Here is a 20,625-nt window from a genome sequence, read left to right as displayed (position 1 = left end):
ACCCTTGAGTCAGCGCTGACCAAGCTGCTGCGCGATATCGATCAAGTCCTGAACCTCACCGACCGCGCGCCAGTAGCCCGAACCAATCGACCTCACCCGTGTCGTCCAGCGATCAGGCTGCGCATCGAGCCTCGCCAGCACGCTCGGTGCATCCAGGGGAATGGAGTCTGGTTTGCCTGGGCGGATCTGCTTTCCGGTCCACTCCAGCAACGCCAGGTACTCGCCCAGTCGTACCGGTAGGCATGCCACCAGCGACCCGGCAATGGGCCGCAGCATGGCCTCAGCGGATTAGCAAAGAGCGGGCCTGTGTCATGGAGTCAGCATCTCTAATTTTTCGAACGGGGCACAGCCAGAAAAATCTGATCTTGTGGCCAGGCTATTGAGGGGTGATGGGTGTCCTCGTTTCTCCATCGCGCTTCTCCTTAAAACTGCTAAGTGAAGTTCCTAAAATGACACCAGAGCAGATCGCAGAGTTCTTACGTCGAGTTAAGGATGGAGGATGAATTATGGCTGTTGAAGTAGTTTTTCTTGTTGGGGATGTTTTGAAGGACAAAACAGGACGGGTCGTATTCGTCGGATATCCAACTGAGGGCAGATCTGTTCGTGTGGGGGATAAATTTATCCAGTGTTACGAAGTGCCTCGTACATTGGATGACGTGCTTAATGAGCGTCCTATGGCAGAGCCAGTAAACCAACGCGATATAGTGTTAACCGTTACCGCAATTGATTCGATGAGGAAATTGATTGCGGAGTTGCCACTCGGCGTAACAGGTGCGCTATATCTCTCCGGTGATGGAATTGAGCATGTGACAAAGAATACTTTCTTACGAACGGCTGATTGAACCGCCTCCGCGACGTGCTGGCCGCAGCCGGTTTCGGCGCGGCCGAACTGCAACCGTTCTCCACCCCGTTTTATCTCGGCCGTGGTGCCATCCGCGAAGCGATGGCCGAAGACGTGATGGAGCAGGTGTTCCGGGTCGGGCCGGTCGCGCGTTTGCTGGAGGCGCAGAGCGAGGGGATCAACGCGCGAGCGCGCGTAGCGATTCGTGCGGCGTTGTTGAACATTGCCGGCGATGAAGGCTTGGAGGTCGGAGGCGCGACTTGGATCGTCACCGCTCGCGCTTGAATCCGTGATGCGGCGTTCGATCTGGGGAGCGCGGGTTTTCGAATGTCCTGGTTGGACGCTGGTAAGGCGGTTCTAGGATCGAAGGCTGATTGAGCGGCCCGGAGCCTCGTGCGCAAGCGGCAAACATCCAATCGCAAGTCGAAATGCCTCACGCGCAACCCTGAGCTCGCGTGCAAAGCTCGAAGGTTTGCGAGCGCGAAGCGCAACGGGGCAAGCGCGAAGCTCGCGATCCCGACCGCAAGTCGAAACGCTTTGCGGTCGGCGCGTTGATATCGCTCGCAAAGCTTTTTGCTTTGCGAAACCAAGGCTCAAAGTGCCGCGCGCAAGGCGGCGAATGCCGTGCTCGGGGCGCCTGTGGTTCGCGGTCGGGATTCTGCGGCTCTCACTCGCAGGTTCAAGCCTTGTGTCTGGCCCGTCGAGGCTCAAGCTTGTTGCGCGGAGCGCGGGTGTCGGAGCGATTCGATGCGGCTTCGCAGTCGGATGGCTCGCGCATCGGTCCAGGAGAGCCGGGGGCTGCCCCCAGTGGGGCCGGCTTGGGACGCGGGGCGTCGCGTTTGCGGTGTACGGGGCTGGTACCGGAGCGCGAGGCGGCGGCGGTCGGGTGGAACGGGGATCAGGCCGTGCGCATGGTCTTGAGGTTGCGATCCATCTGCTCGGCCCAGAGCCAAAACACTTGCGCGAGCGCGCTGCGGCGGGATTGATCGCGTTGGGCGAAGGCGGGCGCGGCTGAGGTGACCGGGTCGATGGTGCCGGCGATGCCGATCAGTTCATCGTAAAAGGCTTGCAAGGCCAAGAAGGTGTCGATGGGGACGACCACCGTCCGCGTGTGCGGGGTGGGCGGGGTTTTTCGTGGCATGAGCGGCATTCCTTATCCATGGACTAAGGGCCCGCACAGCGCGAATGCGCTGGCGGGATGTCGGGAGGCCAGAAACCGCGAACAAACGGCGGGCGTATTCCCCTTGCGGGTGTTTTATTAGCCGCCCTCCCGACGCAGACTCACGCCGGTTTTCGTCCGTACCGTAAAGGTGCGGGCAAAAAAGCCCACCGATTGACGTAGGTGGGTACCGTTGTTCGGGAGTTTCTAGGCTCCGACGCCGAGATTGATAGTTAGAAAACCCGCTGTCAACAGGTAATTGCGAGAACTACAAAGCAAAAAAACGCCGCGATAATCGCGGCGTCTTCTATTCGCACATCTTTGATGCAATTACTCGTGCATCAATCGAACGCAGCCGCATACCCCGTATTAACAATCCGATTCTGCAACGCATCGGCAATCTTCAAATTCCCCGCGACGATCTGCCGCGGCGGCAGCCCGCGGTTGTCCATCGGTCCGGTCGAGCGGCCCTTGAAGTCGGTGACCTTGCCGCCGGCCTCGCGCACCATCAGCACGCCCGCCGCCACGTCCCAAGGCTTGAGCCCGGCTTCGAAGTAGGCGTCGGCGCGTCCGCAGGCGACGTAGGCCAGGTCGAGCGCGGCCGAGCCGGTGCGGCGGACGTCTTCGGCGTCCACCAGCAGGTTGTCCAGGCACTTGAGGTGGGCGCTGGCGCGGGCGCGTTCGCGCGGCGGGAAGCCGGTGATGAGCATGGCGCCGGTCAGGTCCTTGCGCTCGGCGATGCGCACGCGCTTTTCGTTGAGCTGGGTGCCGCTGCCGCGACTGGTGGTGAACAGGTCGTTGCGCAGGGGATCGAAGATCACGCCGTGGGTCGGTTCGCCGTTTTCGCACAGGGCGATGGACACGCAGAAGTGCGGGATGCCGTGCAGGTAGTTGCTGGTGCCGTCGAGCGGGTCGATCACCCAGGTGAAGCGGGCCTGGCCGAGCGGGCCGCTTTCTTCGCCGAGGATGGCGTAGTCGGGCGTGGAGCGGCGGAATTCCTTGATGATTTCGGCTTCGGCCAGGCGATCGACTTCGCTGGCGTAGTCCATGCGGTCCTTCTCGACGATGTTGAGTGCGTCCACGCGGTACATGTGGCGCAGCAGGACGTTGCCGGCGGCTCGGGCGGCTTTGACCATGAGGGTGACGGCGGGTTTCTGCATGGCTTACGGCCTCGAACGGATGAGGTGGAGAAGGACTGACGGGGGTAAAGAGCGGGCCGGCGCCTGTGGCCGGGGCGGGGAGTTTACCATTTGCGCATGAACCACGATCCCCGCGACGAACTCGCCGGCGCCCAGGCGCCCGAAAATGCCAACTCACTTGAGGTAGCCGCGCCCGCCGCCGCCCCCACGCCCACCCCGGCCGGACCGGTCGATCCGGCCGCCGCCCATACCCGTATCGTCCTGGTCGGCACCCAGCACCCGGGCAACATCGGCTCGGCGGCGCGGGCGATGAAGACCATGGGCCTGTCGCGCCTGGTCCTGGTCGCTCCGGAAAAGCCGCTGGACCGCGACGCCTACGCCATGGCCGCCGGCGCCGACGACGTCCTGGAAGCGGCCGTCGTCCTGCCCGATCTGGCCGCGGCGGTGGCCGACTGCCACTGGGTCCTGGGCTGCACCGCGCGCAGCCGGCGGATCGCGCTGGAGGAACTGGTGCCGCGCGAGGCGGCGGCGCGGGTGGACGCCCGCGCCCGCGGCGGCAGCGAGGTCGCGCTGGTGTTCGGGCGCGAGCGCACCGGCCTGGACAACGAAGAATTGCAGTTATGCCACGCCGCCGTGCACATCCCGGCCAATCCCGACTACAGCTCGCTGAACCTCGGCGCGGCGGTGCAGGTGCTCAGCTACGAGCTGCGCATGGCCGCGCTGGCCGCGACCGCCGCCGGCGGCGCCTTCGAGCGCCTCGACCCGCCAGCCTCGCACGCGCAACTGGAGGGCTTCTTCAGCCAACTCGGCGAGGCCCTGGACGCGATCGACTTCCACAAGGGCCGCGCGCCCGAATCGGCCATGCGCAAGCTGCGCCGGCTGTTCCTGCGCGCCGACCTGGACGAGCGCGAGGTGCGCCTGCTGCGCGGCGTGCTGGCCGATGTGGAGCGCATGGCGATGCTGGCCGGGCAGCGCCGCTGAGCGCGTGTGCGTTGGAATACGCCGGCCGCCGCCAGCGCGGCCGGCGAGGGGGATGAGTGGAAAGTATCTGCAAGGCCGCGGTTTCGATTACGCTGCCCTGGCAATCCGACCAGGTGACGACGGTTGATCGCTAGCGCTCGGTGTTTCGGTTGGTTGTTCGGGCTCGCCCTGCTCGGGGCCGGGGGCCCGGCGGACGCGTCGCCGGCGACGGTCGATGCGCGTGGCCGTGCCGAAGAAGGCCGCGACGCCCACGTGCTGGTGCTGGGCCGGATCAGCGACGATCCCAAGGCCCATTACGAGCAGCTCAAGCCGCTGCTGGACTATGTCGTCCCGCGCATGGCCGATGTCGGCATCCGCGAAGGCCGGATCCTGATGGCCAAGGACGTACAGCAGATGGGCAGCTATCTGCGCCGGGGCCGGGTCGATTGGGTCAGCGAGACCGCCGGCACCGCGATGCTGCTGCATCAGCGCGCCGATGCCCGGCCGATGCTGCTGACCGAGCGCGACGGCGTCAGCCACTACCACAGCGTGTTCTTCGCCCGCCGCGACAGCGGCCTGCGCTCACTGGACGATCTGAGCGGGCATAACGTCGCCTTCCAGCGCCCGTCCTCGACCAGCGCCTACTTCGTGCCGGCGGCGACCTTGCTCGAACGCGGGCTGAGCCTGGAAATCCTGCTGTCGCCGACCGACCGCATCAACCAGGGCGCGGTCGGCTACCTGTTCGCGCGTTCGGAACTCAACATCTCCACCTGGGTGCACAAGCGCTTGGTCGATGCCGGGGTGATGAGCAACCTGGACTGGAACAACCCGCGCCGGGTGCCCGATGCGTTCCGCCGCGATCTGGTCGAGATCGGCCGCAGCGAAGAATATCCGCGCGCGATGGAAGTGGTGCGCCACGACCTGGACCCGAAAGTCGCCGCGCGCCTGCGCGAGGTGCTGATCGACGCCGCCGGCGATCCCGATGCCGGCGAGGCGTTGCTGCGTTTCTTCAAGACCACGCGTTTCATGCCGATCGACCCGGCCTCGCAACGCGCGCTCGATCACCTCGCCCTGGGCGTGGCGCGCGTGCGCGCGGAGGTCGAATGAGACTGCGCGCGGGCTTGCAGGCCAAGTTCCTGTCGATCATGGGCCTGGCCTTCCTGGTCGTGGTGGTGTTGATCGCGTTGCTGCTGCACCGGCAGGAGCGGATCCAGAGCGAAGTGGTCGGGGTCAGCCGCGACGCGATGCGCGACAGCTTCGTGGAAAGCCTGCGCCGCCACGGCGAAGGCGAGGTCGCCCAGCTCGCCAGTTCGCTGACCAACCCGGTGTACTACTTCGACCTGGACGCGATCGGCGAACTCAGCCGCGCGGCCATGACCAACCCGGGCGTGCGCTACATCATCGTCTACGACAACGAGGGCAATATCGTCCACGACGGCAGCGAGGAAATTCCCAGCTACGGCAAGCGCATGGACGATGCGATGGCGGCGCAGGTCGTCGCCGCGCGCGCCATGCACACGCAGTGGGGCGCGAACACCTTCGACGTGTCGGCGCCGATCAAGATCGGCCAGCAGCGGCTGGGCGGCGTGCGCGTGGGTTACGACCTCAAGGCCATGCGCACCTACCAGGACGGCGCGCTCGACAAGCTGCGCCAGCGCCTGGACGCGTTGGGGCGCCTGCAGTTGCTGTGGGTCGGATTGCTGAGCGTGGGCCTGCTGGCGCTGGGCGCGCTGATGGTCTGGCTGATCCAGAGCTGGCTGGTCAAGCCGATCCGCGAACTGGCCGATGCCGCGCGCGCGATCGAGGACGGCCAGTTCGGCCAGTTCGATCACGTGCCCGCGGCCGGCGACCACAACGACGAAGTCGGCGACCTGATGCGCGCCTTCGGCCGCATGAGCCAAAGCCTGGCCCGCCACGATCGCGACATCCGCCGCATGGCCTACACCGATGCGCTGACCGGCCTGGCCAACCGGCTGGCGTTCCGCGAATCGCTGGATCAGCGGCTGCTGCACCTGCGCGGCGACGGCGGCCAATTGGCCTTGCTGTTCGCGGACATCGACGATTTCAAGCGCGTCAACGACACCCTGGGCCACGATGCCGGCGACGAAGTGCTGCTGCAGTTCGCCCGTCGCATCGACGAAACCGTGCGTCGCATCGGCGGCGAACTGGCCTTGCTCGCGCGCTTCGGCGGCGACGAGTTCGTGATCCTGGTCGAGGGCCGCCGCGAGCGCAACGGCGAGGCGCGCACCGTCGCCAGCCATCTGGCCGAGGTGCTGGTGGCCGAACTCGGCCAGCCGATCATGGTGCATGAGCGCCAGGTATTCCTGGGCACCTCGATCGGCGTGACCCTGTACCCGGAAGACGCTTCCGGCGCGACCGCGCTGATGAAGAACGGCGACATCGCCATGTATCAGGCCAAGGTCGCCGGCAAGAACTGCTACCGCTTCTACAGCCGGGCGATGGACCAGGCGGTCGAACGCCGCGTGCATCTGGAGCACGAGCTGCGCGGCGCCTGGGATCGCGGCGAACTGAGCCTGGTCTACCAACCGGTGTTCCGATTGGGCGACGGCAAGATGGTCGGCGCCGAGGCGCTGCTGCGCTGGAAGCATCCCGAGCAGGGCCTGATCGCGCCGTCGGTGTTCATCGACGTCGCCGAGCAGAGCGGCCTGATCGAAACCCTGGGCCCGCAGGTGCTGCGCGCGGCCTGCGAGGACGCGGTGAGCTGGCACGACGCGCAGCCCGGCAAGGACCCTTTATTCGTCTCGGTCAACGTATCGCCGCGTCAGCTGCGTAGCGGCGACCTGCCTAACGTGGTCGCCGCCTGCCTGCACGAAACCCGGTTGCCGGCGCAGCATCTGCATCTGGAGTTGACCGAGACCGCGGTGATCGGCGATGAGACCCATGCCAGCAACTTGCTGTCGCGGCTGCGCACCAGCGGCGTCAAGGTGTGGCTGGACGATTTCGGCACCGGCTTCTCCGGCCTGAGCCATCTGCGCCGGGTGCCGGTGGACGGCGTCAAGATCGACCGCAGCTTCATCGCCGACGTGCTGCGCGACCCGGACGATCTGGCGCTGACCACCGCGATCATCGCCATGGCGCATTCGCTGGGCATCATCGTGGTCGCCGAAGGCGTGGAGAAGGAAGGGCAGTACGCGGTGCTGCGCGAACGCGGCTGCGATCTGGCGCAGGGGTATTGGCTGGGGCATCCGGTGAATGCGCAGGAGTTTTTGGCGTTGTTGGGGTGATGGGCGGACGGTGTGGCGTGGTTGCGCTGTCATTGCGCCGCATCTTCCCAGGCCGTCATTCCGGCGAACGCGGCTCCGCTTTACTTCGGCGGAGCCGAAGATCCAGAGACGTCAGCGTCATCTCTCAGAACGTCATTCCCGCGAAGGCGGGAATCCAGAGACTTCAGCGTCATCCTTCCAGTCCGTCATTCCCGCGAACGCGGGCTCCGCTTTACTTCGGCGGAGCCGAACATCCAGCGACTTCAAAGGTTCTCGCACGAAAGGCACTGGATTCCCGCGTTCGCGGGAATGACGATTTTGGAAATTCGAAGCAACGGGTGAGAGGGTCCCATTACTTCGAAAGGCCGAAGCATCGGGTGAGATGACGTCATCGCTTCGAAAGCTCAAAGCAGCGACACAGACAACCCCTCAGCCCAACTTAGCCCGAGCCAACGCAATCCACTCCGCCGCTGCCTTCGCAAGACTGCCCGACAACACCCCGAACACCACCACCGCGACGCTTCCCGCAACCCACGCGATCGCCATCAGCTTGCCGTCGCGTTCCAGCAACGCGAACGCGAACAACAGCAGCAAGGCGCCGAACAAGAAATTGGTGAACGGAATCGGCAGCGACAACAGGATACCGAGCAGCACCAGCAGCAAACCGGTGAAGGCGTTGGCGGCGCGATGATCCAGCAGCGCCGGCGCGCGCGGGCTGACGAAACGCTCCAGCCGCGTCAGCCACGGCGCTAGCAGATTGCGGAACTTCACCATCGCGCCGCGATGCGGCCCGCGCCGGGCGATGAAGCCCGGCAGCCACGGCCTGCGCAGGCCGATCAGCAATTGCAGTCCCACCAGCACCACCAGCGGGCCGCTGATGGCGCCGCCCACGCCCGGGATCGGGATGAAGGCGGGCAGGGTCGAGACGAACAGCAGCATGCCGAACGAGCGATTGCCCAGGCCGTTGAACACGTCGCCGAACTTGACGACCTCGTCCGGGTCGCCGGCGACGATGGCATCCAGCAAGGCGCGGGTGCCGGCTTCGTGCGGGCGCTCGCTGCGACGGCGATCGTCGCCGTCGTCGTCGCGACCCTCGTGCCGCGGATCGCGCCCGCCGTGCCCGCCGCGATCAGCCGCCGACGTCATCGTCGTTGGACTCGGCGGGCTTGGGGTGCTGCTGCTGTTGCCGCTGCAGCAGCAACTTGTCGATGCGCGGGCCGTCCAGATCGATCACCTCGATCCGCCAGCCGGCCCAGGAGAAATGCTCGCCCACGTGCGGAATGCGGCCGAAGTGGGCGATCACCATGCCGGCGACGGTGTGGAAGTCGTGCTCGTCCTCGTTCGGCAGGCGTCCGCCGCCGATGACTTCGCGCAGTTCCTCCAGGCCCAGCGCGCCATCGACCAGATACGAGCCGTCCTCGCGCTGCACCACCGGGCCGGGCTGATCGTCCGATTCGGTGGTCTGCACGCGGCCGATCACCGCGCCCATCAGATCGTTGACCGTGATCAGGCCGGTAACGTCGCCGTATTCGTCCACCACCAGGGCCAGCGACTGCTGTTCCTCGCGGAAGATTTCCAGCAGCTTCAGCGCGTGGGTGGATTCGGACACGAACAAGGCTTCGGTGAGCTGCGCGAACAGGTCCGGCAGCCGGTCCTCGCCCAGGCTGGCCAGCAGCGACTTGGCTTCGAGCACGCCGAGCACGTCCTGGTCGCTGCCGCGGTACACCGGGAAGCGCGAGAACGGCGATTCGCGCATGCTCGCCAGGTTGTCCTCGATGCTCGCGCCCGCGTCGAGCCAGGTGATGCGAGTGCGCGGCGTCATCAGGCTGTCGGTGGTGCGGTCGCCCAGGCTGAGCACGCGATTCATCATCTTGCGCTCGTCGGCGTCGATCACGCCCTGCTCGTGGCTTTCGGTCACCAGCATGCGGATCTCTTCTTCGCTGATCTCGCTGCGCGCATCGTCCTTGATGCCGAGCAGGCGCAGCACCAGGCGGTTGATCGCGCCGAGCGTGGCGACTACCGGCTTGGCGAAACGGGCCAGCCCGGCCAGCACGATCGCCACGGAGCTGGCGATCTTCTCCGGGTTGGTCAGCGCCAGCCGCTTGGGAATCAGCTCGCCGAAGATGACCTGCGCGGCGGTGATCAGGCCGACCGCGGTGCCGATGCCGATCGGACGTGCGTATTCGATCGCGCCGGGGAACACGCCGCCGAGCCAGCCGGCGATGGCCAGGCCGATGGACTCGCCGCCGAAGGTGCCGGTAAGCACGCCGATCAGGGTGATGCCGACCTGGACGGTCGAAAGCAGGTTGTCCGGGTGCTCGGCCAGTTGCAGGGCCATGCGGGCGCCGCGGCTGGTCTCGGCCATCTGCTTCAGGCGCAGCTTGCGTGAGGTCATCAGCGCCATCTCCGACATCGCGAAGAAAGCGTTGAGCACGATCAGGGCCAGGACGATCAGTAATTCCAGCATCAGCAGCGCCTCCAGTGGCCTGTGGGTTCACGGAAGCAGCGGGGGCGGTGATGGGAAGGGGCCAGCGATGCGTGGCCAGGCGGCGGTTTTGGGTCGTCGTCCATTGTGTGGTGCGGGGAAGGGAAGGGTGGCCGAGCCTGAACAAGCCAAACGGGGCCGGCGCCGATCTTAGCAGGCCGGCGCGGCGGCCCTTCGTGAAAGCCGCCGGTGTGGGCGGAACTGCAAACTCGGGCGGTCCGATGGCCCTCCCGGATCGCAGGACCGGGCCGCCGAGGTGGGCGGGCGGACATCAAACCGTCATAATCGCGCCCGCAAACCCCGCCCCGGCACACCGAGGCGCCCACCACCGGTCCGGCGCCGCCGTGCCGAATCCCGAATCCGCCGTGGCCGGCCTACACCGTCCCTGGCCCAGAGGCTCCCCAGCATGTTCTCCCTGCAGACGATTTTCGGCCAAGGCAACCAGTTCTACACCCTGCTCGAAGAGGCCGCGGTGGCGGCCCACGACAGCACCAAGGCCCTGCACGAAATGCTCAAGGCGGCCGACCGCCAGCCGGCCCTGGACGCGTTCAAGCTGGCCCGCCAGCGCGAGCGCGAGACCTCCGACAAGATCAGCCAGGAGCTGGTGGACAGCTTCATCACCCCGATCGAGCGCGAGGACATCGAGTCGCTGTCCACGGCGCTGTACAAGATCCCCAAGCAGGTCGAGAAGTTCGCCGACCGTTATTCGCTGGCCACCCGCCACCTGGAACACATCGACTTCGCGCCGCGCGCGGCGATGCTGGAACAGGCCGCCGGCGTGGTGGTGAAGATGGTCCACCAGCTGCGCCATCTCAAGCTGGAGCCGATGAAGGCGCTCAACGACCAGTTGCGCGCGCTGGAAAACGAGGCCGACCGCCTCATGCTGGAGCTGTACCGCGACATCTATTCCGGCCAACTCGACAACCTGCAGATGTTCCTGCTCAAGGAGTTCTTCGAGATCCTGGAAAAGGCGATCGACCGCTGCCGCGAGGCCGGCGTGGTCGCCTACCAGATCGTCCTGAAAAACTCCTGAGGCGCGCGCGATGCTTACGCTCGTCATCGTGGTAGTGCTGGCCGCGCTGATCTTCGAATACGTCAACGGCTTCCACGACACCGCCAACTCCATCGCCACGGTGGTCGCGACCAAGGTGCTCTCGCCGATGCAGGCGGTGATCCTGGCCGCATCGACCAACCTGGTCGGCGCCCTGTGGGGCACGGCGGTGGCCAAGACCATCGCCTCGGGCCTGATCGACGCCGGCGTGGTCGAGGTCGGCTCGCAGCTGATCCTGTGCGCTTTGCTCGGCGGCATCATCTGGAACCTGATCACCTGGTGGCTGGGCCTGCCTTCCTCGTCCTCGCACGCGCTGATCGGCGGCCTGTGCGGCGCGGCGCTGGCCGCGGCCTCCAACAACTGGCACGCCGTGGTGTGGTCGCATCCGGCCGAACCGATCTGGAAGAGCGCCGGCGTGCTGTGGAAGGTGATCGTGCCGATGTTCACCTCGCCCGTGCTGGGCTTCACCGCCGGCTTCCTGGTGATGGGCGTGCTGTTCGCGATCATCTCGTTCATGGCGCGCAGCGGCGGCTTCCTGCGCCGCGCCGCGCGGCCGCGCTGGGTCAACGGCTTCTTCGGCAAGGCGCAGTTGGTCAGCGCCGCCGGCATGGGCTTCGCCCACGGCATGAACGATGCGCAGAAGACCATGGGCATCATCGCCCTGGCGCTGATGAGCGCGCAGTCGGCCGGCACCCTGGACAGCCTGCCGTCGTGGCTGGCCTTTCTGCATCCCTCGCCGGGCGCGCTGGCCAATAACGACATCGACCTGTGGATCAAGCTGACCTGCGCCGTGGTCATGGCCGCCGGCACCGCCGCGGGCGGCTGGCGCATCATCAAGACCCTGGGCCACAAGCTGGTGAAGCTGCATCCCATCCACGGCTTCGCCGCCGAGACCAGCGCCGCCTCGGTGATCATGCTGGCCTCGTCGCTGGGCATTCCGGTGTCGACCACGCACAACATCTCCGCCGCGATCATGGGCGTGGGCACGGCCAAGCGTTTCAACTCGATCAAGTGGACCGTGGTCGAGAAGATGATCTGGGCGTGGATCCTGACCATCCCGGCGGCCGGCGGCATCGCTTACATCTTGTTCGAGACGATGCGGTTCCTGGGCTGGCTCTGAGTCCGGCGAAGGGATACGAAAAGGCCCGCCGATCGCGGGCCTTTTTCTTTGCGCCGCCGCGAGGTCTCTGCGGCCCTTCCACCAAAGCCGCCTGCCACAAACGAAAAGCCCTCCGATGTCGGAGGGCTTCAGGGACCGCAAAACCGCGATCAGAGCAAATCGCCGTCCGCCGACAGCACGCGTTCCATCCGGTCGCCCACACCGCCGATCTCCATCACCAGCCGCTGCACTTCGGCCGCGTCCAGCGTTTCAAGCGGGCGGTTCTCGCACAGTTGCAGATAGGGCACGCCGTCGAGGTCGCCGATGGCCAGATAGCCGACGTGGCTTTCCCAGTTGAACGCCAGCGCGCGGCGCGCGTCCAGGCCGGTGGTCGGCGCGATCGCGGTGCTGACCCGCAGGAACGGGCGACCGTCGTCGTCCTCGAGCTCGGACAGGAAGATGGCCTGATGGCGGGTGCCCTGTTCGAGCGAGAGCTCGATGCAGATCACGCCCTCGTCGTGGACGGTGAGGTGGAACCCTGACCGGGTCAGTTGGTGGCGGATTTGTTCGAATTGCATGGGGGCGACTCCAGCGCGTTGCAGCGCATATGCTACCGCGATGGACAGCGAAACTGCCGCCAAACTCATCCGCGCCGCGATCCGCGCCATTCCCAAGGGCGAGGTCGCCGGCTACGGCGAGGTCGCGCGCCGCGCCGGCCTGCCCGGGCGCGCCCGTCTGGTCGCGCGCCTGCTCAGCGAGAACGACGACGCCAAGCTGCCCTGGCACCGGGTGCTGCGCTCGGACGGGCGCATCGCCTTCCCGGAGGGCTCCAAGGGCTATCGCGAACAGTCCCAGCGCCTGCGCGCGGAGGGCGTGCGGGTCGAAAACGGCCGCGTGCGCGGCCAGCGCGCCGCGCCGAGCGTGGACGAGCAGATATGGGGACCGGCGCAGGACTGAACGGGGATCGTGCGCGAGCACGTTCTGCACGCCGCACTCACGTCATCGCGGCTGCGCCGCGGCTACCATAGCGGCCGATTCGAGGAGCCGCGATGTTTTCCAGTATTCCGTCGGTCACCAGGAAACTGCTGATCGCCAATGTCGTTGTATTTCTGCTGCAATCCCTGTTGAGCCTGAGCGAGTCCACGCGCGGCTGGGCGTTGTGGTTCGAAATGTGGCCCTGGGTGCCTTCGCAGTTCAGCGTCGATGGCCCGGGCTTCATGCCCTGGCAGTTGCTGACCTCAGGCTTCATGCACGGCGGCGTCGGCCACCTGGTGTTCAACATGCTCGCGCTGGTGATGTTCGGCGCGTCGCTGGAACACGAATGGGGCGCCAAGCGCTACGCGATCTATTACTTCATCTGCCTGATCGGCTCGGCGCTGCTGCAGCTGCTGTTCGCCTCGATCGCGATCTACGAAGGCCAGCTGTATCTCACCCTGGGCGCATCCGGCGCGATCTACGGCCTGCTGCTGGGCTACGGCATGCTGTTCCCGAACCGCCGAGTGACCTTGCTGCCGTTCCCGATCGTGCTCAAGGCGCGCACGCTGGTGATCATCTACGCGCTGGCCTCGGTGTTCTACGGCGTGTTCACCACCGGCACCGGCGTGGCCCACTTCGCCCATCTGGGCGGCATGATCGTCGGCTGGTTCGTGATCCGTTACTGGCGCGCGCATCCGCCCAGCAGCGGTGGCCCCGGCGGCGGCCCGCGCCGCGATCCGCGCGTGGAAGCGCTGCGCGAGCGGCGCAAGGCGTCGAAGTTGCGGGTGGTGAAGTAAGGCCCTTGTACCCGGTCGCGCCGGCCTCCATCACGGTAGTTCCGTGAGCCGACAAGGAGCGAGGTCCATGCAGATGCCCGCCGCGACGTGGTTGCCGATCCTCGGCTACGCCGATTTCTACGATATCCCGCGATGGCTGCTGGCGGGCGGCCAGGACCACGGCTTCTGGCTGCTGGAATCGCGGTTCGACGATAGCGCCGACGACTATTCGCCGTTCTTCCGCGCGAAGTTCGTCGGCAACGAGCCCGACGCGGCGCGCGCCGCTTTCGATGCGGGTTCGATCGCGGGCGAGGCGGCCACCGATGAACTCATCGCCGTGCGCGACATCCAGTTCGATCCGACCGTCCGCGCCCGCCTGATGCGCCGGCCCGGCCAGGCGCAACCGGCGCCGCGCTGAGTTCCAGCGGGCCGGTCAGAACCCCGGCCGCAGCTTCACCTGCTCCAGTTCCTTCTTCAGCGAGCGCCAGAACAATCCCGGCGCGATCCAGGTATAGGCGCAGAACGCCAGCCACGCGTAGGAAATCGGGCCGGTCCATTGCGGATAGCCTTGTTGCGGCAGGGCGATCAGGGCGATGCGGTAGATCAGGAAAATACCCAGCAGCAGCACCACCGCGCGGGTGCGCGAGCCGGCGCTGACGAAGCTCTGGAAGCGCCACCACAGGCCCAGCAGCCAGCTGCGGCGCGCCTTGACCGCGGCCATCAGGGTCAGCGCGTCGGTGTCGGTCGGGTCGATCTGCAAGGCCCACACGGCGTGATCGCGGGCGCTGTCGGTGCGGCCGGCGGCGAGTTCGCAATGGCCCAGCACGCACAGGGCTTCGACGTGTTCCGGATTGGCGTGCAGCACTTCGCGCGCCAAGGCTTCGGCGCGCGCGCGGTCGCCGCGGCGCAGTTCCAGCGAGGCGAGCAGGGCCGGGTAGTCGGGATCGTCCGGATCGAGTTCGCAGGCCAGACGCGCCTGTTCCAGCGCCTGCGTATCGCGGCCCCAGGCCAGATACAAACGTGCGAACGCGTCGGCGATCTGGGCCGAATCCGGATCGAGCGCGCGCGCCGCCTGCAGATGCGATTCGGCGATTTTCAGGTTGCGCTTGGCGATCGCGGCGATCGCCGCGGCCAGATGCGCGAACGGCGATTCGGGCTCCAGCTCCAGCGCGCGCTGGGCTTCCAGATTGGCCGCGTGCAAGCGCTTGCGCTTGACCAGGCACAGGGCAAGGAAGGCGTGCGCGTCGGCCTGCTCGGCGTCTTCGCCCAGCAGGCGCAGCAGCGCGTCGATGGCTTCGTCGATCTGGCCGTGCGCGTAGTAGCGCTCGGCCATGCGATACAGGTAGTCGCTGCCGCGCGCGCTCATTGCAGCACCAGCTTCAGCATCGGCGGCCATTGCGACATGTCGAGCGCGCCGCGTCCGACCACCGCCAGCAGGATCATCAGCGGCAGGCCGTTGCGCGCCTGCCCGCCGTAGTACTCCCAGATTTCGAAACAGCGCTGCTGCATCAGATACAGCGCATAGGCCACGCCGAGCTTGAGCAGCAGGATCGACAGCATCGCGTAGGGCACCTGCGCCGGCGACAGCAGGTCGTGGTATTCGCCGGCGTAGATCGCCAGCGCCAGCAGCGGCCCGCCGATCACGCTGACGGCGATGCAGCCCCATTCGCGCCAGCGCGTCGGGCTGCCGAGCGCGGCGCTGTTGAAGGCGAACCACAGCAGGCCGAAGCCGCCGCCGGCCAGCATCAGGGTCAGCAGCGGCCACAGCGGATCGACCGCGTAGCGCGACCATCCCGACGGCAGGGGCTCATCGGGCAGGCGATAAGCGCCGGTCGCCATCAGCCGCCTCCGTGGCGCTTGAGGAATTCCAGCACTTCGTCGTACTGGCCGCCCTGGTTGGCGTAGCGCGCGTGGTTGCGCGCGGTGGTCAGCCATTCCAGCGTGGTCGAACGGGTGTCCTTGAGCGCGCTGCGCAGATGGTTCATGGTCAGCGGCGATTCGCGGCCTTGTTCGATCGAATCCTCGATCGCTTCGTCGATCGCGGTCTCGACCAGATTGCGCAGGTCCGCGCCGGAGTAACCCGAGGTCAGCCGCGCCAGTTCGGCGGTCTCGATGCCGTCGGCCAGCGGGCGCTCGCGCAGCAGCAGGTCCAGGATCGAACGCCGGGCGGAGTCGTCCGGCGGCGGCACGAACAACACGCGGTCGAAACGGCCGGGACGGCGGAACGCGGCATCGACCGCCCACGGCACGTTGGTCGCGCCGAGGATCAGCACGCCCTGGTTGTTCTGGGCGAAGCCGTCGAGCTCGGTGAGGAACTGGCTGACCAACTTCGCCGAAGTGGCTTCGCGCGAATACTGGCGCTTGCCGCCGATCGCCTCGACCTCATCGAAGAACACCACCGCCGGCGCGGTGCGCCGCGCGGTTTCGAAAATCGCGTGCAGCTTGCGCTCGGACTCGCCGATGTACATGTCCAGCACGTCGGTGATGGCGACGTTGTAGAAGCGCGCGCCGCATTCGCCGGCGGTGGCGCGCGCCAGCAGAGTCTTGCCGCAGCCGGGCGGGCCGTACAGCAGGATACCGCCGCCGGAGCGGCGCTTGAAGCGCTCGAACAAGGACGGCTTGAGGAACGGGGTGATGATGCGGCGGCGGATCTGGTGTTTGACCTCATCCAGGCCGCCGACATCGTCGAAACCGATCCGCGCCTGCGGCGGCTGCAACAGGCGCGAGACGTCGTCGGCGTCGGTGTCGTCGTTGGCGAGGCTGGCCTGCAACTGGCCGGACTGGATGCGCTTGGCGTTGGCGAAGGAAATCACCTTGCCGGCCAGTTCCGTCGCCAGCGCGGAATCTTCCAGCGCCGGATTGAGCGCGATCGCCTGCTGGTACAGGCCGCGCGCCTGATCGCGCTCGCCCTGCGCCAGCAGCGTGCGGGCGCGGGCGAACAAGCCGGCCGCGGAATTTTCCGGCGCCACCCGCAGTACCAGTTCGTCGCGCCGGTGTTGCAGCAGCAGGCGCAGCGCGGCGTCGCGCTGGGTGGCGTCGCTGAGCAGCACGTCACCGGACAGGTCCAGCGCGCGGCTCAGCGCATCGGGGTCGGCCTCGGCCAGGCAGGCATTGACCACCAACATCCCCAGCGCGGGGTTGTGCGGGCTGGCCGCCAGCGCGGCCAACAGATCGTCCAGGGAGGTGTCGGGCATGAAGGCATCCTGGCCGGACGGTGAGGTCGCGGCAGCGTACTGAAGTGACCGGGACAAACCGGTCGGGACTCACAATCGTACCGCGACATCAGTTGCGGTTCGGCAAGGCTCGCGCCTACAGTTCGTCACAGCGGCCGTATTCCAGGGGGAACGAGGCCTCGGGAACGCGTGCCGTCCCTTCAGCCGCTTGCGCCGCTCGCGCGCCGCCAAGGATCCAGGCCGCCCGACATGAGTCTTCCGAATCTTCCCACCGACGCGCAACAGGCCGCGGCCCGCGTCCGCGACGCCGTGCACGCGGCCACCACCGGCCTGGTCGAGCGCGAGCAGCTGGCCGAGCTGATCGTGCTGGCGGCGGTCGCGCAGGAACACCTGCTGATCCTGGGCCCGCCCGGCACCGCCAAGAGCGCGGTGGTGCGCCGGGTCGCCGCCGCGCTGGGCGGGCGTTATTTCGAATACCTGCTGGGCCGCTTCACCGAGCCGTCGGAGTTGTTCGGCCCGGTCGATCTGCGCCGGCTGCGCGAGGGCGTGGTCGAAACCGACGTCACCGGCATGCTGCCCGAGGCCGAGGTCGCGTTCCTGGACGAAGTGTTCCTGGGCTCCACCGCGATCCTGAACACCTTGCTCGGCGTGCTGAACGAGCGCCGCTTCCGCCGCGGCCACACCCAGATCGCCTGTCCGCTGCGGGTCTGCGTCGGCGCCTCCAACGCCTTGCCCGACGACGAATCGCTGGCCGCCTTCGGCGACCGCTTCTTGCTGCATCTGTTCGTCGAGCCGGTGCCGGATCATCAACTCGAAGCCTTGCTCGCCGGCGGTTGGCAGGCCGAGCGCGCAACCCTGAGCCACCGCACCGAGCTGGGCGATATCGACGCGCTGAGCCAGCGCGTGCCGCAGGTCGGCATGGAGCGCGCGCGCAGCCTGCTGGCCGATGCGATCCGCAAACTGCGCGGCGCAGGACTAAGCCTGTCGGACCGGCGAATCGTCAAAGTGCAGCGGCTGATCGCCGCGGCCACGGTGCTGGCCGGGCGCGAAGTCGCGGACGAAGCCGACTTGTGGCCGCTGTTCTACGTCATGCCGACCCGCGAGGCGCAGGCCGCCGCCCAGGATGTATTGCGCGACTCGCTGAGCGCGGCGGCCAATCCGACCCTGCGCGCGGCGGTCGAGCACGCGGTGCTGCAACCGGTGTCGCGGGTGGCGCGGCTGATCGAGGCGGCGCGCAGTTGCCTGGACAGCGACGCCGCCGCGCCCGGTGCCGGCGCGATCGCCGAAGCGCTGCTGCGCGAGATCGACGCCAACTTCAACCCGCAATCGATTCCGGCCGAACTCGCCGCGCAACGCACGCGCCTGATCCAGCGGGTGTCGGCTTCGGCATGAAGTGGGACTGGCGCCCGCAAGACCCGCCGCCACCGCCGCAGGGCGCGGTCGGCATCGGCCCGCAGGCTTCGCGCGCGCTGCTGCGCGCGCTGGAGCGATTGGACGATGAGGTGCGCGAGAGCCTGATGCTGACCGCCAACGCCGATGTCGCGGTGGTTACCGGCGCGGCCGCGAACCTGCCGTGGTTCGAGGGTGTGGCGTATGTCGCGCCGTGCGAACAGGCGCCGTCGCTGTGGCTGGTCACCACGCAATGCCCGGACCTGCCGCTGGATCTGCTGCAGCGGCAGATCGCCCGGCGCCATCCGCAGGCGCCGCTGCTGTTGCTGCGCGAACCGGCGCAGATCGTGCCCCTGCATCGCGCGCTGCCGGCCAGCGCGGCGCTGATCGCGCAGATCCGCGCGATGTGGCAGGACTGAGCGATGCAGCTGCCGGAAACCTTGGCGCCGTGGCGCGCTTGGCTGGATTGGTTCGATCCGGAGCTGGCGGTCATCGTCGGCGGCCTGCTGCTGCGCCTGCATCCGCTGCTGGGCGCGTTCCGCCTGCGCGCGCACGACGGCCGCGCCGAACCGGAGGGTGTCGATGATCTGCGCCGTCGCGGCAACTACGATCGCCTGCTGCTCAGCGAATGGGCGCTGGCCGACGCGGCGCCGGAGGAATTCGACCGCCGTGCCGCCGGCGGCGAGCATCTGTTCCTCAATCCGAAACTGGTCGCGCGCGAAGTCGATGCGCTGACCGTGGCGGTGTTCGACTGCGGCCCTTCGCAACTGGGCGCGATGCGGCTGGTGCACGCGGCGATGTGGATTCTGCTGGCGCAGCGCGCGCAGGCGGCCAAGGCGCGCTTCGCCTGGGGCGTGGCGCACAAACCCGGCGAGTTGCACACGGCCGATTCGCCGGAGCAACTGCGGCGCTTGTTCGCATCGCGCACTTTCGAACCAGATTGCGCCGCGGGCGATGCGCAGGCTGCTGCGGCCGCGTTGCCGCCGCGCGAACGATTGGAGCGCGAGTGGGTCAGCGCACTGGACCGGGCCGATCCCAGCCCGGGCGAGCGCTGGTCGATCGGCCTGCATACGCCCGGCTACGGGTTAGGCCATCGCGTCGATGTGCTGCGCGCCGGCGCGGAGGAATTGTCCGTGACGATCGCCTCGCGGCAGGCGCGGCGCGAGACGCGGTTGCGGTTGCCGGCGCCGGACTGGTCCGCGTTGTTGCTGCAAGGCCAGTTCGATCGCACGCAGCAGGTGAGCGTGCAGGCGCGGACGCAGGGCAGCGGCATGCTGTCGCTGCGGCATCCGCCGTTGATCTCCTTCGAGGCCAGGCACATCGCCGTGGCCTGGGCGAAGGAGAGCGCGGCGAACGTGTATCCGGTCCCGCGCCCGTCGCAGGACAAGATCAAGCTGTCCGTACCCAAGACTACGCGCTGGAGCAAGAGCAAGACCTTGCGCGCGGCGACCTTGAACGGCCGGCATTTCGCCGGACTGGTCGTGCTGCCTGGGCATGTGGAGTTCTGGCAGATGTCGGTCTTGCTGCGCGCGCCGCGCCAGAAAGACGACCGTGTCGAATCGCCCACGGCGGAGGGCCGATGGTGGCCGTCGGTTCTGCTCGACGGCAGCGGCCAGGCGCAGCGCTTGTTCGTGCTCGCTCCCGACGGACGCTTGCTGGCCTGGACCCGCGGTCCCGGACACCGCGGCCGTCGCAGCGACCTGGCCGTGCCGCAAAAGATCGGGCGCTATCCGATCGAATTCTGCACAGTCGCCGAGCACGTCCACGCCCTGGCTCAGTCCTCGCCCGGCGAGGTCTTTTATCTGCGCCACGGCGACGGCTATCTGGAATTGCAGGCGATCGGGTTCGGCGGCGATCGGCCGATCGAGCGCGTGGCCGTCCAGGGCGCGGTGAACGCGGCATTCGTGAATGCCCGAACCTGCGGGAATCATTGGGCCGGCGGCTTCTGTGTCGAACGCTCGGTGGGCGGACATGGCGGAGAACGTTCCAGCGTGTGGCGGGTGTTCGTGCGGCCGCTGCGGCGCGATCAATCCGACGCGCCGCAGGCCAGCGAATACGAAGCGGTTCTGCCGTCCGACTGGAAAGTGGTCGGCCTGGGTTCGGAGCAACAAGGCGAGCAATATCTGATCGCGCTGCGGCCCGACCGCAGGACGCTGATGCGCGTGGGCGCCAAGCATCGCAGCACGTTGTATCAGGCGTCGGCACCCATCGTTCAGGTCGCCGTGGCCGCTGGCACCGACCTGATTGCGTTGATCGATCAACAAGGGCGCTTGGTCGTGGTGCACGAGCGCAATCCAAGGGTACTGGTGCTCGAGGGGGCGAACCATGCCGGCTGAAATTTCAACAAGCGGCGC

22 protein-coding genes are annotated in these 20,625 nt (G+C 67.3%); 13 read left to right on the top strand and 9 right to left on the bottom strand.

Annotated features, from left to right (window positions below; translation table 11 throughout):
* Nucleotides 1-9: 9 nt before the first annotated feature.
* Nucleotides 10-276, bottom strand: coding sequence for a hypothetical protein (locus LG3211_RS15605; RefSeq protein WP_057943638.1), 267 nt, complete (start codon nt 274-276; stop codon nt 10-12).
* Between the two features lie 230 nt (nt 277-506).
* Between LG3211_RS15605 and LG3211_RS25790 the strand changes: the two genes are divergently transcribed.
* Both LG3211_RS25790 and LG3211_RS15600 read left to right on the top strand, forming a co-directional pair.
* Nucleotides 507-842, top strand: coding sequence for a hypothetical protein (locus LG3211_RS25790; protein ID WP_148648935.1), 336 nt, complete (start codon nt 507-509; stop codon nt 840-842).
* Complete coding sequence (locus LG3211_RS15600; protein ID WP_057943637.1) at nt 839-1,126, top strand: hypothetical protein; 288 nt, start codon at nt 839-841, stop codon at nt 1,124-1,126. Before LG3211_RS25790 ends, LG3211_RS15600 begins: the two co-directional genes overlap by 4 nt.
* 613 nt (nt 1,127-1,739) lie before the next feature.
* Here the strand turns inward: LG3211_RS15600 and LG3211_RS15595 are convergent.
* Together LG3211_RS15595 and LG3211_RS15590 are read right to left on the bottom strand one after the other, a co-directional pair.
* Nucleotides 1,740-1,991 (bottom strand): XAC0095 family protein, encoded by a 252-nt coding sequence (locus LG3211_RS15595; protein ID WP_148648934.1) that lies wholly within the window; start codon nt 1,989-1,991, stop codon nt 1,740-1,742.
* A gap of 350 nt (nt 1,992-2,341) precedes the next feature.
* Entirely contained in the window at nt 2,342-3,160 is an 819-nt protein-coding gene (locus tag LG3211_RS15590; RefSeq protein ID WP_057943635.1) for an inositol monophosphatase family protein, read from the bottom strand.
* A 96-nt stretch (nt 3,161-3,256) separates the two neighbouring features.
* Here LG3211_RS15590 and LG3211_RS15585 point away from each other — a divergent pair, with 96 nt between their 5' ends.
* The 3 genes from LG3211_RS15585 (at nt 3,257) to LG3211_RS15575 (ending at nt 7,344) form a co-directional block, all read left to right on the top strand.
* Nucleotides 3,257-4,120, top strand: coding sequence for an RNA methyltransferase (locus LG3211_RS15585; RefSeq protein WP_083512574.1), 864 nt, complete (start codon nt 3,257-3,259; stop codon nt 4,118-4,120).
* Between the two features lie 252 nt (nt 4,121-4,372).
* The gene (locus LG3211_RS15580) at nt 4,373-5,206 is read left to right on the top strand and encodes a phosphate/phosphite/phosphonate ABC transporter substrate-binding protein (protein ID WP_057945522.1); all 834 of its coding nucleotides are present in this window, start codon (nt 4,373-4,375) and stop codon (nt 5,204-5,206) included.
* Nucleotides 5,203-7,344, top strand: coding sequence for a putative bifunctional diguanylate cyclase/phosphodiesterase (locus LG3211_RS15575; RefSeq protein ID WP_057943634.1), 2,142 nt, complete (start codon nt 5,203-5,205; stop codon nt 7,342-7,344). Before LG3211_RS15580 ends, LG3211_RS15575 begins: the two co-directional genes overlap by 4 nt.
* Before the next feature lie 408 nt (nt 7,345-7,752).
* On the opposite strand, the gene LG3211_RS15570 is transcribed toward LG3211_RS15575, so the two are convergent.
* Entirely contained in the window at nt 7,753-8,469 is a 717-nt protein-coding gene (locus LG3211_RS15570; RefSeq protein WP_083512573.1) for an exopolysaccharide biosynthesis protein, read from the bottom strand.
* Entirely contained in the window at nt 8,453-9,790 is a 1,338-nt protein-coding gene (locus LG3211_RS15565) for a hemolysin family protein (protein ID WP_057943633.1), read from the bottom strand. Before LG3211_RS15565 ends, LG3211_RS15570 begins: the two co-directional genes overlap by 17 nt.
* A gap of 424 nt (nt 9,791-10,214) precedes the next feature.
* Between LG3211_RS15565 and LG3211_RS15560 the strand changes: the two genes are divergently transcribed.
* Nucleotides 10,215-10,841, top strand: coding sequence for a DUF47 domain-containing protein (locus tag LG3211_RS15560; RefSeq protein ID WP_057943632.1), 627 nt, complete (start codon nt 10,215-10,217; stop codon nt 10,839-10,841).
* 10 nt (nt 10,842-10,851) lie between these two features.
* Nucleotides 10,852-11,979, top strand: coding sequence for an inorganic phosphate transporter (locus LG3211_RS15555; RefSeq protein WP_057943631.1), 1,128 nt, complete (start codon nt 10,852-10,854; stop codon nt 11,977-11,979).
* A 149-nt stretch (nt 11,980-12,128) separates the two neighbouring features.
* Here LG3211_RS15555 and LG3211_RS15550 read toward each other — a convergent pair whose 3' ends face one another.
* A complete protein-coding gene (locus LG3211_RS15550) occupies nt 12,129-12,536 on the bottom strand; it encodes a hypothetical protein (protein WP_057943630.1) in 408 nt (135 codons plus the stop codon).
* A gap of 40 nt (nt 12,537-12,576) precedes the next feature.
* Between LG3211_RS15550 and LG3211_RS15545 the strand changes: the two genes are divergently transcribed.
* The 3 genes from LG3211_RS15545 (at nt 12,577) to LG3211_RS15535 (ending at nt 14,127) form a co-directional block, all read left to right on the top strand.
* Entirely contained in the window at nt 12,577-12,915 is a 339-nt protein-coding gene (locus LG3211_RS15545; RefSeq protein ID WP_057943629.1) for an MGMT family protein, read from the top strand.
* A 92-nt stretch (nt 12,916-13,007) separates the two neighbouring features.
* A complete protein-coding gene (locus LG3211_RS15540; RefSeq protein WP_057943628.1) occupies nt 13,008-13,730 on the top strand; it encodes a rhomboid family intramembrane serine protease in 723 nt (240 codons plus the stop codon).
* 67 nt (nt 13,731-13,797) lie between these two features.
* Nucleotides 13,798-14,127, top strand: coding sequence for a hypothetical protein (locus LG3211_RS15535; protein WP_057943627.1), 330 nt, complete (start codon nt 13,798-13,800; stop codon nt 14,125-14,127).
* 15 nt (nt 14,128-14,142) lie between these two features.
* Here LG3211_RS15535 and LG3211_RS15530 read toward each other — a convergent pair whose 3' ends face one another.
* The 3 genes from LG3211_RS15530 to LG3211_RS15520 are packed head-to-tail and all read right to left on the bottom strand — an operon-like array spanning nt 14,143 to nt 16,903.
* Nucleotides 14,143-15,075 carry a tetratricopeptide repeat protein gene (locus LG3211_RS15530; RefSeq protein ID WP_057943626.1) on the bottom strand — a complete coding sequence of 311 codons (933 nt, stop codon included), beginning with the start codon at nt 15,073-15,075 and terminating at the stop codon, nt 14,143-14,145.
* Nucleotides 15,072-15,548: a hypothetical protein gene (locus LG3211_RS26485; protein ID WP_057943625.1), complete on the bottom strand. Its 477-nt coding sequence runs from the start codon at nt 15,546-15,548 to the stop codon at nt 15,072-15,074. The genes LG3211_RS15530 and LG3211_RS26485 overlap by 4 nt, the downstream gene beginning before the upstream one ends.
* A complete protein-coding gene (locus LG3211_RS15520) occupies nt 15,548-16,903 on the bottom strand; it encodes an ATP-binding protein (RefSeq protein WP_057943624.1) in 1,356 nt (451 codons plus the stop codon). Before LG3211_RS15520 ends, LG3211_RS26485 begins: the two co-directional genes overlap by 1 nt.
* Nucleotides 16,904-17,131: 228 nt before the next feature.
* Here LG3211_RS15520 and LG3211_RS15515 point away from each other — a divergent pair, with 228 nt between their 5' ends.
* Genes LG3211_RS15515 through LG3211_RS15505 form a run of 3 tightly spaced genes read left to right on the top strand, consistent with a single transcriptional unit; the run spans nt 17,132 to nt 20,607 of the window.
* A complete protein-coding gene (locus tag LG3211_RS15515) occupies nt 17,132-18,274 on the top strand; it encodes an AAA family ATPase (protein WP_057943623.1) in 1,143 nt (380 codons plus the stop codon).
* On the top strand, nt 18,271-18,690 hold the full coding sequence (locus tag LG3211_RS25785) for a bpX5 domain-containing protein (RefSeq protein WP_057943622.1): 420 nt from the start codon (nt 18,271-18,273) through the stop codon (nt 18,688-18,690). Before LG3211_RS15515 ends, LG3211_RS25785 begins: the two co-directional genes overlap by 4 nt.
* Before the next feature lie 3 nt (nt 18,691-18,693).
* The gene (locus tag LG3211_RS15505) at nt 18,694-20,607 is read left to right on the top strand and encodes a hypothetical protein (protein ID WP_057943621.1); all 1,914 of its coding nucleotides are present in this window, start codon (nt 18,694-18,696) and stop codon (nt 20,605-20,607) included.
* The last annotated feature ends 18 nt before the right edge of the window (nt 20,608-20,625 follow it).

This window comes from Lysobacter gummosus (assembly GCF_001442805.1).
GTDB classification, from domain to species: Bacteria; Pseudomonadota; Gammaproteobacteria; order Xanthomonadales; family Xanthomonadaceae; genus Lysobacter; species Lysobacter gummosus.
The sequence above is the reverse complement of the archived record's forward strand: the minus strand, read 5'-3'. Positions and strand labels throughout refer to the sequence as shown.

Coding starts and splice junctions, on each gene's coding strand:
- LG3211_RS15605 (WP_057943638.1), bottom strand. CDS start 276: ATGCTGCGGCCCATTGCCGGGTCGCTGGTGGCATGCCTACCGGTACGA.
- LG3211_RS25790 (WP_148648935.1), top strand. CDS start 507: ATGGCTGTTGAAGTAGTTTTTCTTGTTGGGGATGTTTTGAAGGACAAA.
- LG3211_RS15595 (WP_148648934.1), bottom strand. CDS start 1,991: ATGCCGCTCATGCCACGAAAAACCCCGCCCACCCCGCACACGCGGACG.
- LG3211_RS15590 (WP_057943635.1), bottom strand. CDS start 3,160: ATGCAGAAACCCGCCGTCACCCTCATGGTCAAAGCCGCCCGAGCCGCC.
- LG3211_RS15585 (WP_083512574.1), top strand. CDS start 3,257: ATGAACCACGATCCCCGCGACGAACTCGCCGGCGCCCAGGCGCCCGAA.
- LG3211_RS15575 (WP_057943634.1), top strand. CDS start 5,203: ATGAGACTGCGCGCGGGCTTGCAGGCCAAGTTCCTGTCGATCATGGGC.
- LG3211_RS15570 (WP_083512573.1), bottom strand. CDS start 8,469: ATGACGTCGGCGGCTGATCGCGGCGGGCACGGCGGGCGCGATCCGCGG.
- LG3211_RS15565 (WP_057943633.1), bottom strand. CDS start 9,790: ATGCTGGAATTACTGATCGTCCTGGCCCTGATCGTGCTCAACGCTTTC.
- LG3211_RS15560 (WP_057943632.1), top strand. CDS start 10,215: ATGTTCTCCCTGCAGACGATTTTCGGCCAAGGCAACCAGTTCTACACC.
- LG3211_RS15555 (WP_057943631.1), top strand. CDS start 10,852: ATGCTTACGCTCGTCATCGTGGTAGTGCTGGCCGCGCTGATCTTCGAA.
- LG3211_RS15550 (WP_057943630.1), bottom strand. CDS start 12,536: ATGCAATTCGAACAAATCCGCCACCAACTGACCCGGTCAGGGTTCCAC.
- LG3211_RS15545 (WP_057943629.1), top strand. CDS start 12,577: ATGGACAGCGAAACTGCCGCCAAACTCATCCGCGCCGCGATCCGCGCC.
- LG3211_RS15540 (WP_057943628.1), top strand. CDS start 13,008: ATGTTTTCCAGTATTCCGTCGGTCACCAGGAAACTGCTGATCGCCAAT.
- LG3211_RS15535 (WP_057943627.1), top strand. CDS start 13,798: ATGCAGATGCCCGCCGCGACGTGGTTGCCGATCCTCGGCTACGCCGAT.
- LG3211_RS15530 (WP_057943626.1), bottom strand. CDS start 15,075: ATGAGCGCGCGCGGCAGCGACTACCTGTATCGCATGGCCGAGCGCTAC.
- LG3211_RS26485 (WP_057943625.1), bottom strand. CDS start 15,548: ATGGCGACCGGCGCTTATCGCCTGCCCGATGAGCCCCTGCCGTCGGGA.
- LG3211_RS15520 (WP_057943624.1), bottom strand. CDS start 16,903: ATGCCCGACACCTCCCTGGACGATCTGTTGGCCGCGCTGGCGGCCAGC.
- LG3211_RS15515 (WP_057943623.1), top strand. CDS start 17,132: ATGAGTCTTCCGAATCTTCCCACCGACGCGCAACAGGCCGCGGCCCGC.
- LG3211_RS25785 (WP_057943622.1), top strand. CDS start 18,271: ATGAAGTGGGACTGGCGCCCGCAAGACCCGCCGCCACCGCCGCAGGGC.
- LG3211_RS15505 (WP_057943621.1), top strand. CDS start 18,694: ATGCAGCTGCCGGAAACCTTGGCGCCGTGGCGCGCTTGGCTGGATTGG.